A 13,366-nucleotide genomic window follows, 5' to 3' on the forward strand; every position below is an offset into this window, starting at 1 on the left:
TCAGAGCCGCTCAACATCGGGCTCTTTGGCAAAGATCATATGGGCGTGGTTTGCAAGGTAGACCTTAAGCCACGGGGTGAAACGCCGAGGAGTCGCAGCGATCTCTTGCGTCAGCTCAAAGCGCGTCACCCATCTCAGGTCCATCACCTCGTGGAGGTTGGGCGAAAGGGTCATTCTCGGAATCGCCTGCGCAGTGAAGATCTCAACCACTTCATGCTCCACGAGACCATTTCCCACATCTGCACGATATTCGACCTGTCCACCACGCCGCAGGGTGAGCCCGCTGAGGCCAAGTTCTTCGTCAAGGCGCCGCCGGGCGCAATCCAAACCTGTCTCATCCCAGTGCGGATGCGTACAACAGGTATTCGTCCAAAGACCGGGCGTGTGATACTTACCCAAAGCTCGCCGTTGCAGCAAAATCTGTTCGCCGCGCAGCACGAAAACGGAAACGGCCTTGTGCCGTAGGCCCCGCCGGTGTGCCTCCAGCTTTTCAACGGGCGTCAGCCTGCCTGCAACCCAGGCGGGAATCATTATCGTCATGTGAATTCCGGCCGCACCAGCCCGCTGAGATGCGCGAGGTTTTTCAAGCCGATCCGCAGATGCGCCAGGGGCCGCGCGGTCACCAGCTTCTTGTTCATGTAGGCCTCGAACGTCAGGCGCTGGACGTCCACGTCATGACACAGGCTCACAAACCGTTCGCGGCGCATGTCCGATTTGTAGTAAGCGCCCTGCATCTGCCCCAACACGCGGAACACCATCCGGTGCTCTCGCATGAACAGTTTGCGTGCAAGGGCCAACTGCGCGGGTTCACCGGTGGCCAAAGCTGCCAGAGCGGCAGAGGCTGCAACCCGACCGCCGATCATTGCATAGTATATGCCTTCACCGGAACTGGGAGCGACAACGCCGGCAGCATCTCCAGCGAGAACCACATCCCGTCCGTTGTCCCAGCGTTTCAAAGGTTTCAGGGGAATGGGTGCGCCTTCCCGGCGAAAGGTTTCACACTCTGCAAGGCCGGAGGACGCCCTCAACCCCGCTGTCGCCGCCTTCAAATCCACCGAGCGCACATAGGTACCCATACCAACCGAAGCAGAGGCCCCATGCGGGAACACCCAGCCATAAAAATCAGGGCTGACCCGGCTGTCATAGATGACATCGCAGCGTTCGGGATCGTAATGTTCTGACGGTTCTGGCGCTGCGACGATCTCGTGATAGGCAAAGACCAGTGGCGTCTCCACTCCGCCAGCGATCTCTTGTTCGGCAACCCGCGAGCGGGCCCCATCGGCGCCGATTACGATGCGACAGGCGACGCGGGTCTCAGCGCCATCGTCCCGGTTTCGATAGATGACAAAGCACCGTCGGCCTTCGCGCGACAGACGCAGAAAGGTTCCGGTCAGCCGAACTGCCCCGGCATCCTCAGCGCGGTCGCGGAGGAAAGGATCGAAATCCTTGCGATCCACCATACCGACAAAGCCGTTTTCTATGCCGATGTCGACCTTTCGACCAGTCGGGGACACCATCCGGGCGGTGGTGATCCGGGCAATGATCTGCGAATCCGGCACCTCGAAGTCACGGATCAAGCGAGGCGGGATCGCGCCGCCACAGGGTTTGATACGACCGTCGCGATCCAAAAAGGCGACGCTACACCCGGAACGGGCGAGGTCCTCCGCAGCGGTCGCGCCCGCGGGCCCTCCGCCTACAACTATCACGTCAAACATCTGGCTATTCTCCCGGTACGAGTTCCCTTTCATCCGCCTGATCGGCGCTGAGCCCAAGCGACAAGGCAAGCCCCGCTGCAAGCAGGAACAACAGCCCCTCTGCGGCGAAAACGGCTCCATAGGCAACAGCATCATCACTGGTCAGCGCGCGCATCACGTCGGCTGCTGCGGTGCCCAGAAAACTGCCCAGTCCAAAGGCAATCGCCTGCGCGGCCCCGAACAGGCCCATGCGCAGCCCCTCACGCCGCTGTTCTCCCTCACGCGCAAGACTCATCATTGCGCCGATCGCGGCCACCGCAAAAGCGCCGTTGCCAAAACCCAGCGTCAGGACATTCGCCTCAATCGGCCAGACCGGCGCGCGGCTCCCCCCAAAGGCCAGAGCCACCAGCGCGCCACCCGACAATAGGCAGCCACCAATGACCCAGAGGCGCATCGGAACAGCAACCCAACGGCGCAAGGCTGTACCCGACAGCAGCACTGCAATCATCCCAAGCAACGCACCCGCATGGTGCATCCCGCCAAGGGCCGTGCTTTGACCGACGCTGAGTTCAAAAACGTGCCCGGCAAAGGGTTCAAGAATGAGGTCCTGCAGATTGTAGGCCAGCATCGAAGCAAAGACGAAGATCGTGAAACGGCGCACGCGAGAACAGCTCCAGAGTTCGCGCAGGATGTCCCGAAAGGCCGCTTTGCCAGCAGGCCGTGCGTCGACCTCTACCAGCGACGGCATCGGCGACCTTTCCTGACCCCAGGTGCCGAGGGTTGCAAAGACGAGGGCCAGCACTGAAACGCCGACAGTCACCCCCATTAGGCGGGCGGGCGTATAGGGATCAAGAAGCTGCCCGGCGGCAATCCCGGTAGCGGCAAGACCGAAGATCATCATGATCCAGACCGCGCTTCCGGCTGCGGCCTGCCGCTCTGCCGCAACGCGGACAGCCAACAGCGCCAGAAGGTTCGTCCCTGCCGCTCCGATCCCGAGCCCAATCAGAATGAACGACGGAACCGCCAGCGCAATTCCAGAGGGCACGGACCATGCCATGACACCCACAGATATTGCCGCGCCTATGGCCCCAAGCCCGAGCAACGCGACGCCACCAACGATCCATGGCCCCCTCCGTCCACCACGTGCATCGGCGCCGTGACCAAAGCGCGGACGCAGGATCTGCGTTGCATAGTAGAAGGATACGAGCAAACCGGGCAGCAGGGCCGGCAACGCCAGCTCAACCACCATCACCCGGTTCATGGTCGCGGTGGTCAGCACGACGACCATGCCAAGGGCCATCTGCACAAGGCCAAGGCGGAGGATATTGAGCCAGGACAGGGTCATAAAGGAGCGCTCAATCCGCGCAGCGCAAAGGCCGCGACCATCATTCCCGAAATGTACATGACGACACCTGTTCCATTGTACCATGGCGCACGGCCCTGTGGGTCTTCCAGCAAAATACGCATGGCCCAAACCTGCCCCATCAGCATGAGACCGATACCCACACCATGCATGGGCCTGTCCCACAGGAAGAGGGCGGCAATGACGACAAGCTGCGGCACCGCCATAACCACAGCCGCCACCTTAGCGGCGCGGGCTGGCCCCAGAGTTACCGGCAAGGAGTTGACCCCTGTTTGACGATCGCCCTCAAAAGCCTTGAAATCGTTGAGTGTCATGATCCCGTGAGCTCCGAGCCCATAGAGCAGCGCAATGGCAATCAGATGCCGTTCCGGCGCGCCGGCGCTGAGAACCGCAGCGCCGGTGATCCAAGGCAGGGTTTCATAGCTCAACCCGACCAGCCCTGGCCCCAAAACGCCTGATCGCTTCAAACGGACCGGCTCGGCGGAATAGGCCCAGGCCGCCACAACCCCAACGACTGTCGCCGCAAACCCCCATGCGCCAAGCTGCCATCCGATCAGGAGCGACAGCCCCGACATGAAGACAGCGATCCAAAGCCCCCATCGGCCCGGGATACGCCCAGACGGGATTGGCCGGTCCGGTTCGTTGATGGCGTCGACATGGCGGTCACACCAATCATTGGCGGCCTGGCTCATACCGCAGACAACCGGCCCTGCCAGAACTATCCCGAGGATGACAAGCCCCCACTTGCCATTCACCCCGGCCCCAGCAGACACGGCGCCGCAGAGGTAGGCCCACATGGGCGGAAACCAGGTGATGGGCTTCACTAGCTGAAGAACGGCCATGGGGTCAGGCCAGCGGCGTGACTGTATGATTTGAATGACACTCATGTGTCTACATTGCCTGACATATGGATGTCACGCAAGTGAGTGGATGTCACGAAAGAGAGTCTCTGCGGTGCCTCAGCTGCCTGATTTTTCCAAAAGCCCGTATTTGCGCAGCTTTACATAAAGGCTCTGACGGGACAGGCCCAGCATCTCAGCCGCTGCCGCGCGGTTGTTGCGCGTCAGCTCAACGGCGGTTTCTATGCAGATCCGCTCGATGACCTCGTTCGATTCGGCGAGGATTTCTTTTAAAGAGGCGGAGCCGACCAATTCCGCCACATCCTTGTCCATGGGAGCAGACAGTCCGGGGCTGCTTGGTGCACTCCTGAACGCATTGACCCGGCTTGCGTCGCGGATCACAAAACCAACCGACGGGTGCTCGCGGTTGTTAAGATAGGTGACCGACATCTCCACCGGTGTTTCTGCACCAAAGGCGTTGATCAGTTTGGTCGCGTAGATACGCATGTGCCCTGATCGCAAGGCGTTTTCCAGCACCACACCCAGATCAATCTGTGACCGGGCAAAGAAATCCCCCAGCGACAGGCCCTTAACATCGGACTGGCGCGCCATGTCGATCATGTCCAGAAAGGCGTCATTCGCAGTTTCGATCCCGCCTTTCGCATCGGTGAATACCACCGCGTCAGTGCCCTGCTCGAACAGAGCATTCAGATTACGGGTCAAAAGATCATCAACTTGCTGCCCTGTAGTCTCGGACGCCAGACGGCAAATGATCATTCGCTCGCCTGCGGCACGAAACACCGTCGGGAAGATCCGCACATCCCGGCGTGTGCGCTTTGTCTGAACGGTGATGTCGTGGGCATTCTCAGCGAACGAAAGGTTCAGCAGGTTATCGACAAATTCGCCGCGGCGTCGGTCTTTGAACTCCTGCGCCACCAGCGCGCCGGTCAAATCATCGCGGCTCGCACCAAGCAGGCTGGCCGCAGACGCATTGAGATCCCGGATTCGCCCATCCGTGGCAGAAACAAACAGGAAAGGATCCGTCGTATTTGCCAGCAACATCCTGTATCGGGCGTCGTATTCGCGCCGTTCCTCATAGCCGCGCTCCAGAATGATCTGGGCGTTGACCAGCTGTTGCTGTGTTTCCGCCACAAGCCGCTGATCTCGCCCAAGAAGCAGGATGTCACCATGCGAGCCGATGGGATGAGCAGTGTAGCGCACGGGGAAGGGCCAAGGAGCGCCATCCACGTGGTTCAGTTCGATCCAGCCGTCCCGGCCCTTCTGTTGGCCGCGCCCCTCAAGAAGATCGTCAAGCTTTGGCCGACTTTCCTCAGTCAGGAAATCACGCAGGTGTTGACCTTGCCAATGGGCCAGCTGCTCGGAATTGCGACACACGATACGCTGTACGACACCGGCACTGGACAGAACAAATGCATAGTCAGAAGCCGCAGCAAAAATGCCTGGCAGGTCTTCAGGATCGATGACAGGCAAAAAGCCCGTTGGCACTTGTGAATTGTCGCCGGCGCTCATTACTCTGCCGCCTCGACGGAGTCATCCCGCAGGCAGCCAGCGGAGACCTTTGAGACCACCGCATCAAGGTTGTTCGTAATCAAGTCCACTTCAATCCTTTTGCCGAGCGCCTTCGCCGAGTGCGCCATTGCACCGCCAAGACCTATGAAGGGCGGTCTTTTTACCTTTTCCCGAATGTGTTTAACGGCTTGCGCCGCAGTTTCAAGGCTCGCGGTGGTACTGCATGAGATCAGAAGTGAATCAAATTCTGCACTGCGCAACTTTTCAACGATTTGAGCCATGTCAGCCTGCACGAGACAATTGACGGAGAACCCCGCCTTACGCAAACGATATGCCAACACGGCGCTTCCAATAAGATGCTGTTCGGTGTCAAAGGTGCATAAGAGAAAACAGGGGCCATTTCCTTTACGGGCGACCCAGGTCCAGTCCGGGACATAAGCGCGACACAGCATCAACAGCCGTGCGGAGCCAAGCGAAACTTCGGCAAACCCTGCGTCATCCGCACACCAGCGCTCCCCCAGTATGGCAGCGGCTGTCGGAATGCACTGCAGAACAAGATCATCTCCAGTCAGCCTAAGGCGCTCAAGTTCGTCGTGGACACGATTATTGGAATACAGATCCCCACAACAGAAATCCGCAAGCCACAGCGCAAAGGCTTTGGCTCTGTCACGTCGACTATGTGAGGGTAACTTGCTGATTTTTCCCAGCACATGCCGCGCAAAGGTCGATACTCTGGCATGTCCAACTAGCGCAGCTCTTCTTCTATTCGGGTCGTCCTCGTACATGGCAATCGCTCCCGTTCGTGTCCCGGGTGCACCGCAGGTTGAACAGGGCCTTGCAATGATCGCGACAACAACAGTGTCAATCAGACCGTCCGAAATGTCAAAGGTGTTAGACAGTAAATGCAACTCAAGCCCCCCACCTTCGCCACCTCCAATATTTTATAGTAAAATCATAACCTAAAAACAAGTGCGATTTCCGGAATACGTCAAGAAGCCCCTCAACCATGAGCTAAGATATGTAAATTTAAATTGACACATACCGATTCCCGGACCTACCGTTGACACCAGGTTCAAGGGAGTGAAACCATGGGTGCTGCAACCCAAAATCAGCGTGAGCCGGGGCGACTTTACACCCCCGAACAGCGCGCCCGGAGGGATGCCACAAGTTGGACTTTGGTGCAGGGCATTCTGGCACCACTGCAGTTTTTGATCTTCCTAATCTCACTCGCGCTTGTGGTGCGCTATCTAGCCACCGGCGAGGGGTACCATGCCGCAACACTCTCGATCGTGATCAAAACCGCCGTTCTTTACCTGATCATGGTCACAGGCGCGCTCTGGGAAAAAGTTGTCTTCGGCCAATATCTGCTCGCCCCGGCATTCTTTTGGGAGGATATGGTCTCTTTCCTAGTCATCGGATTGCATTCACTGTATATTTTCGGCCTTCTGCTGAGCTGGATGACCCCAGCCGCCCTGATGACCACGGCGCTTGCGGCCTATTTGCTCTATGTCATCAACGCAGCGCAATTCCTGCTGAAACTGCGGCGCGCGCGACTTGAGGACTCTGCCCCCAGCGGAATTCCGGCATGAGCGGGCGGGGCTGCACAGATACCCCTGTTCTTCGGGAAAGAGGTCAGAGAGAGGTCTTTTGTGGCCTGACCTCCATCATCTGGTTGCACCGAAAGATGCAGGATGCCTTCTTCCTGGTGGTCGGATCTCGCACTTGTGCGCACCTGTTGCAAAGCGCCGCCGGTGTGATGATCTTTGCGGAACCTCGCTTTGGCACGGCGATTCTCGAGGAAGCCGATCTGGCCGGGCTTGCCTGTGCACAAGAGGAACTGGATCGCGAAGTAGACAGACTTCTGTCACGCAGATCTGACATTCGGCAACTCTTTCTGGTCGGCTCCTGCCCGTCAGAGGTCATAAAACTGGACCTTGCAAAGGCGGCCGAGCGCCTCTCGGCGCGGCACGCTCCACGCGTGCGGGTCATCAATTTCTCCGGCAGCGGCATCGAGACGACGTTCACACAGGGTGAGGATGCCTGCCTGTCCGCGATCGTCCCAACCCTTACGGAAAATGATCAAACGCAACTCTTGATTGCAGGTGCCCTTCCTGACGTGGTGCAGGATCAGATGCTTGGGCTGCTAGATGCGATCGGCATTGATCGCGTTGGCGTGCTTCCTGCGCAGCGCACCGAGGATTCGCTATCTGTTGGGCCGGGCACACAGTTTGCCCTTGTGCAACCCTTCCTTGGAGATACCCACGCTGCACTGATCCGGCGCGGGGCAAAGCATATACCGGCGCCCTTTCCGTTTGGCGACGAGGGCACCACCGCTTGGCTTTCCGCCATCGCGCGCAGCTTCGGGATAGATCAACAGGTGGTGGACCGGGTCACCGAAGCTCCGCGCGCCCGCGCCCGCCACGCCATTGCCCGCAGCGCCGAGGTTCTGCGCGGCAAATCGGTTTTCTTTTTCCCGGACAGCCAGCTTGAGGTCCCGCTTGCCCGTTTCCTGACCCGTGAATGCGCAATGAAGGCCTTGGAAATCGGCACGCCCTTCCTGCATTCCGCCTTGATGGGACCGGAGCTTGCACTGATCGAGCCTGGGCCCGTCCTGTCCGAGGGGCAGGATGTGGATCTGCAGCTGGACCGCTTGCATGCCGCGCAGCCTGACCTAACCGTCTGCGGCTTGGGCCTCGCCAACCCGCTTGAAGCAGAAGGGCTGACAACGAAGTGGGCGATCGAACTGGTTTTTACGCCCGTGCATTTCTACGAACAGGCCGGTGATCTGGCCGAACTCTTTGCACGCCCCTTGCGCCGCCGCGCTACCCTCATGCTGGAGGCAGCCGAATGAAACTCTCGGTCTGGACATACGAAGGGCCGCCCCATGTCGGTGCCATGCGCGTCGCCACCGGAATGAAACGGCTGCATTTTGTTTTGCATGCCCCGCAGGGCGACACCTACGCGGACCTTTTGTTCACCATGATCGAGCGACGCAACCAACGCCCGCCCGTCACCTACACCACCTTTCAGGCGCGCGATCTTGGCTCTGACACCGCACAGCTGTTCCGCACCACCTGCGAGACGACCTACGAGCGCTTCCAGCCCGAGGCGATGATCGTCGGCGCGTCCTGCACGGCGGAACTGATACAGGACGACCCCGGCGGCATATCCGATGCGCTTGGTCTGCCGGTTCCGGTCATCCCGCTCGACCTTCCCTCTTATCAGCGCAAGGAAAACTTCGGCGCCGACGAGACCTTCTTTCAGATCGTGCGTGCTCTTGCCAAACGAGGCCCGCGCAGCGCCCTACCCACGGCCAACCTGATCGGAGCGACGGCGCTCGGCTTTCGGCATCGCGACGACATCACCGAGGTCACCGCCTTACTGTCTGACATGGGCATTTCGGTCAATGTCTGCGCGCCTTATGACGCAACACCCAGTGACATCGCGCGCCTTGGTGCGGCGCATATCAACGTCTTGATGTATCCTGAAACCGGCGAAAGCGCCTGTCGCTGGATGGAGCGGGAGCTGGATATTCCCTACACCCGCACCGTGCCGATCGGCGTCGGCGCAACACGCGATTTTGTCACGGAAGTGGCCAATACCCTTGGGGTATCGCCGCGCCTTGATGAGGCGCGCCTGCGCCTGCCCTGGTATTCAGCCAGTGTCGACAGCACCTACCTGACCGGCAAACGGGTGTTTGTCTTTGGCGATGGCACCCATGTGGCAACTGCCGCGCGCATTGCCCGCGACGAGATGGGGTTCGAGGTCGTGGGCATGGGCTGTTACAACCGCGAGCAAGCCCGCCTGATCCGAAACCTTGCCCGTGATTTTGGCATCGAAGCCCTGATCACCGATGACTATCTTGATGTGGAGGCGCAGATTGCCGACCTCGCCCCCGAGCTGATCCTAGGCACCCAGATGGAACGCCATATCGGCAAACGGCTTGGCATCCCCTGCGCGGTGATCTCGGCGCCGGTGCACGTGCAGGACTTTCCGGCGCGCTATTCCCCGCAGATGGGGATCGAAGGCGCGAATGTCATCTTTGACACCTGGGTCCATCCGCTTGTCATGGGGCTTGAAGAGCATCTCTTGACCATGTTCCGCGAGGATTTCGAATTCAACGACAATGCCGGGCCAAGCCACCACGCGGGCCTGCATTCGCGCAGGCCTGCTGATGCTCCCGCTCCGGCCACCAGCAACAGCGCCAACATCATCTGGCACCCCGCTGCCGAACAAGAGCTGCGCAAGGTGCCGTTCTTTGTCCGCGGCAAGGCCCGCCGCAACACCGAAGCCTTTGCTGCCGCACAAGGGGTTGCGGAGATCGGCGTGGAAACCCTCTACGAGGCCAAGGCCCATTATGCGCGATGATATCCATATCAGAGGCCCACGCCCCTATCGCGTCGTCATTCTGACGCTGGACAGCCATGCCGCGGGGCCGATGGCGCGGGTCGCTCCGGGCCTGACCGAGCAGTTCCCGGGCCTTGAGGTTTCGGTACACGCCGCCGCCGAATGGGGAGAGACACCCTTGGCGCTGAGCGAGGCCCGCGAAGCCATTGCCGGGGCGGATATGATCCTTGCCAATCTGCTGTTTCTGGAAGAGCATATCGCTCCGATCCTTGAGGATCTAAGACAGGCCCGCGAACAGGTAGATGCCATGGTCGGCGTCATTGCCGACCCGCAGATCGTTCGACTGACCCGCCTTGGCAAACTGGACATGGCCAGCCCGCCTTCGGGGATGGGCAAGCTGATGAAGCGGCTGCGCGGGTCCTCCAAGCCCAATTCTGAAGACGGGGCCCGCAAGATGCGCATGCTCCGCCGCCTGCCCCGTATCCTGCGTCTGATCCCGGGAAAAGCACAGGATCTGCGCAGCTGGTTCCTGGTCATGCAGTACTGGCTGGGTGGCTCGGATGACAACATGGCCTCGCTTGTGCGCCACCTTTTGGGGCAATACGCAACATCCCGCCCCGAGTGGCTCGGCGCCAAGGCGGCAGCGCCCATCGACTACCCCGAAACCGGACTATACCATCCGGATCTGCCCGAACGGATCACGACCGACCCAGAATGCCTGCCCCGGCCCGACAAAATCGTGGGAACAGTAGGGCTGCTGATGATGCGCTCCTATGTTCTGGCCGGAGATTGCGCGCATTATGATGCCGTGATCCGCGCTCTAGAGGCGCGGGGTCTGGCGGTTCTCCCCGCCTTTGCCGGAGGCTTGGATGCGAGGCCAGCGATTGAGGCCTTCTTTGTGGGTGCCGAATCCGAAGCTTCCCCCAAAATCGACGTCTTGCTGTCTCTCACCGGCTTTAGCCTGGTGGGCGGTCCAGCCTACAACGACAACGCCGCTGCGATTGACGTGCTGAAAGCTCTCGACATTCCCTATATCGCCGCACATCCGCTGGAATTCCAGACCCTTGACCAATGGGCCGCCTCTGCCCAAGGGCTCGGCCCCATCGAGACCACAATGCTGATCGCCTTGCCAGAACTGGATGGAGCCACCTGCCCCACCGTCTTTGCTGGGCGGCATGGCGTGCAGGGCTGCACCGGTTGTGCATACCGCTGCAAGGGCGCGGGGGACAAATCCATGGCCCCCTGCCCCGAGCGGATCGACCGGCTGGCCGACAAGGTGAACCGTCAGGTGACCAACCACCAGCGCCGCACCGCCGAGCGCCGCGTCGCCATCGTCCTATTCGGGTTTCCTCCAAATGCAGGCGCCACCGGCACCGCCGCACATCTGAGCGTGTTCCGCTCGCTTTACAACACGCTGCACGCCTTGCACCGCGACGGCTACGATCTGACGCCACCGGACAGCGTCGAGGCCCTGCGCAGCGCCATTCTCGGCGGCAACGCCAGCACCTATGGGCAAGAGGCGAACGTCGCCGCCCATGTGGACGCGGACACCATGGTGCGGCGCACACCGCATCCGTCCGAAATCGAAGCGGCGTGGGGACCGGCTCCGGGCAAGGTTCAATCCGACGGGCGCGGCACCTTCATCCTGGGGCAGCGGTTCGGCAATGTCTTTGTCGGTGTCCAGCCCGGCTTTGGCTACGAAGGCGATCCCATGCGGCTTTTGTTTGAGCGCGGCTTTGCGCCGTCTCACGCCTTTGCACAGTTTTACCTTTGGCTGCGGGAAGACTTCGGGGCCGATGTGGTGCTGCATTTCGGAATGCATGGCGCACTGGAATTCATGCCCGGCAAACAGGCCGGATCCGGCCCCGGCGACTGGCCCGACCGGCTGATCGGAGATCTGCCGAACGTCTACCTTTATGCGGCCAACAACCCTTCCGAGGCGACCCTGGCCAAGCGGCGCAGCAATGCGGTGACTGTCAGCCACCTGACGCCGCCCCTGGCGCAGGCGGGTCTCTACAAAGGGCTGGCAGAGCTGAAAGACAGTCTGACGCGCTGGCGCTCCCTCCCCAAGGGCGCAGAAGAGCGCGCGGATCTCGAAACGCTCATTGCTGAACAGGCCGCCTCGGTCGATCTGGAGGGGCCGCCAGACAAGCTTTGGCTGCGGCTGCTGGAAACCGAAGAGGCCCTTATCCCGGAAGGTCTGCACGAGCTTGGAGCCGCGCTGCCCGAAGCCACCCAAACCGCCTATCTGGACGCCGCCAAGGCCGAGGGCGAGCGCCGCGCAGATATGGCCAAAGCACTAGGGCGCAACAGCGAAATGCCCGCGCTGCTGCATGCCCTTGCCGGGGGCTTTACGCCCCCGGTGCCCGGCGGCGATCTGATCCGCAACCCCGATATCCTGCCCACCGGGCGCAATATCCATGCGTTTGATCCCTTTCGCATGCCAACGGAGTTTGCCTGCCGAGAAGGTGCCCGTCAGGCGCAGCTCTTGCTGGACACCCACGACAGCCTGCCACGGTCAGTGGCGCTGGTGCTCTGGGGGTCGGACAATATCAAATCCGATGGTGGGCCGATCGGGCAGGCGCTGGCACTGATCGGCGCAAAGCCCCGGTTTGACAGCTTCGGGCGTCTGAGCGGCGCGTCGCTGGTCCCGCTTTCGGACTTGGGACGCCCTCGCATTGACGTGATGATGACCCTCTCCGGCATTTTCCGCGACCTGCTGCCTCTGCAGACCCGTCTTTTGGCCGAGGCGACGCTTTTGGCCGCACAGGCAGAGGAGCCGCTGGAGATGAACCACCTGCGCGCCCATGCCTTGGCACATATGGAGGCCACAGGCTGCTCCATCGAAGAAGCCGCCTTGCGGGTATTCTCAAACGCCGAAGGCGCCTATGGCTCCAACGTCAACCAACTGGTGGATGCCTCGGCCTTTGGCGACGAGGACGAATTGGCCGACGCTTTTGAAAGCCGCAAGAGTTTCGCCTATGGCGTGGATGGCAAGGCCTGCGCCAACCCAAAACTCCTGCAGGCCACGCTGAAACGGGTCGAGGTGGCCTATCAGAACCTCGAAAGCGTCGAGCTTGGCGTTACCACGGTGGACCATTACTTTGACACGCTGGGCGGCATCAGCCGGGCGGTCAAGCGGGCGCGCGGCACGGATGCCGCTGTCTATATCTCGGACCAGACGCGCGGCGCGGGCCGCATTCGCACGCTCTCTGACCAGGTGGCACTGGAAACCCGCGCCCGTAGCCTCAACCCCAAGTTCTATGAGGCGCTTCTCGATCACGGCGCCGAAGGTGTGCGCCAGATCGAGGCACAGGTCACCAATACCCTCGGCTGGTCCGCAACCACCGGCACGGTAGAGCCTTGGGTCTATCAGCGGCTGAGCGAGACCTTCGTGCTGGACGAGGAAATGCGCAATCGCCTGGCCGACCTCAACCCAACCGCTTCTAGCCGCATGGCCGGGCGACTGCTGGAGGCCTCTGATCGTCAATACTGGCGCCCGGATGCCGAGACATTGGCCCAACTTCAAGACGCAGCCGACGCGCTGGAAGACCGGATGGAAGGCCTGGCCGCAGAATGACCCAAAGACGCTA

Annotated in this window: 10 protein-coding genes; 4 read left to right on the forward strand and 6 right to left on the reverse strand. The window is 60.8% G+C overall.

Annotated features, from left to right (window positions below; genetic code table 11):
* The 6 genes from idi to INS80_RS03425 all read right to left on the reverse strand — a co-directional run bounded on the left by idi (position 1) and on the right by INS80_RS03425 (position 6,211).
* Positions 1-540 carry an isopentenyl-diphosphate Delta-isomerase gene (gene idi, locus INS80_RS03400; protein WP_192964261.1) on the reverse strand — a complete coding sequence of 180 codons (540 nt, stop codon included), beginning with the start codon at positions 538-540 and terminating at the stop codon, positions 1-3.
* Positions 537-1,715, reverse strand: a complete 1,179-nt coding sequence (locus tag INS80_RS03405; protein ID WP_192964262.1) for a geranylgeranyl diphosphate reductase — start codon at positions 1,713-1,715, stop codon at positions 537-539. The genes idi and INS80_RS03405 overlap by 4 nt, the downstream gene beginning before the upstream one ends.
* 4 nt (positions 1,716-1,719) lie before the next feature.
* Positions 1,720-3,039: a BCD family MFS transporter gene (locus INS80_RS03410; protein WP_192964263.1), complete on the reverse strand. Its 1,320-nt coding sequence runs from the start codon at positions 3,037-3,039 to the stop codon at positions 1,720-1,722.
* Positions 3,036-3,944: a chlorophyll synthase ChlG gene (chlG, locus tag INS80_RS03415; RefSeq protein ID WP_192964264.1), complete on the reverse strand. Its 909-nt coding sequence runs from the start codon at positions 3,942-3,944 to the stop codon at positions 3,036-3,038. Before chlG ends, INS80_RS03410 begins: the two co-directional genes overlap by 4 nt.
* 72 nt (positions 3,945-4,016) lie before the next feature.
* The gene (gene ppsR / locus INS80_RS03420) at positions 4,017-5,426 is read right to left on the reverse strand and encodes a transcriptional regulator PpsR (RefSeq protein ID WP_192964265.1); all 1,410 of its coding nucleotides are present in this window, start codon (positions 5,424-5,426) and stop codon (positions 4,017-4,019) included.
* The gene (locus tag INS80_RS03425; protein ID WP_192964266.1) at positions 5,426-6,211 is read right to left on the reverse strand and encodes a cobalamin B12-binding domain-containing protein; all 786 of its coding nucleotides are present in this window, start codon (positions 6,209-6,211) and stop codon (positions 5,426-5,428) included. Before INS80_RS03425 ends, ppsR begins: the two co-directional genes overlap by 1 nt.
* Before the next feature lie 303 nt (positions 6,212-6,514).
* On the opposite strand from INS80_RS03425, the gene bchF reads away from it, so the two are divergent.
* Genes bchF through INS80_RS03445 form a run of 4 tightly spaced genes read left to right on the forward strand, consistent with a single transcriptional unit; the run spans position 6,515 to position 13,353 of the window.
* Positions 6,515-7,015, forward strand: coding sequence for a 2-vinyl bacteriochlorophyllide hydratase (gene bchF, locus INS80_RS03430; protein WP_192964267.1), 501 nt, complete (start codon positions 6,515-6,517; stop codon positions 7,013-7,015).
* On the forward strand, positions 7,012-8,277 hold the full coding sequence (locus INS80_RS03435) for a ferredoxin:protochlorophyllide reductase (ATP-dependent) subunit N (protein WP_192964269.1): 1,266 nt from the start codon (positions 7,012-7,014) through the stop codon (positions 8,275-8,277). Before bchF ends, INS80_RS03435 begins: the two co-directional genes overlap by 4 nt.
* The gene (bchB, locus tag INS80_RS03440; protein ID WP_192964271.1) at positions 8,274-9,794 is read left to right on the forward strand and encodes a ferredoxin:protochlorophyllide reductase (ATP-dependent) subunit B; all 1,521 of its coding nucleotides are present in this window, start codon (positions 8,274-8,276) and stop codon (positions 9,792-9,794) included. The genes INS80_RS03435 and bchB overlap by 4 nt, the downstream gene beginning before the upstream one ends.
* A complete protein-coding gene (locus INS80_RS03445; RefSeq protein WP_192964278.1) occupies positions 9,784-13,353 on the forward strand; it encodes a cobaltochelatase subunit CobN in 3,570 nt (1,189 codons plus the stop codon). Before bchB ends, INS80_RS03445 begins: the two co-directional genes overlap by 11 nt.
* The last annotated feature ends 13 nt before the right edge of the window (positions 13,354-13,366 follow it).

The organism is Phycobacter azelaicus, from assembly GCF_014884385.1.
In the GTDB taxonomy this organism is placed as follows: Bacteria; Pseudomonadota; Alphaproteobacteria; order Rhodobacterales; family Rhodobacteraceae; genus Phycobacter; species Phycobacter azelaicus.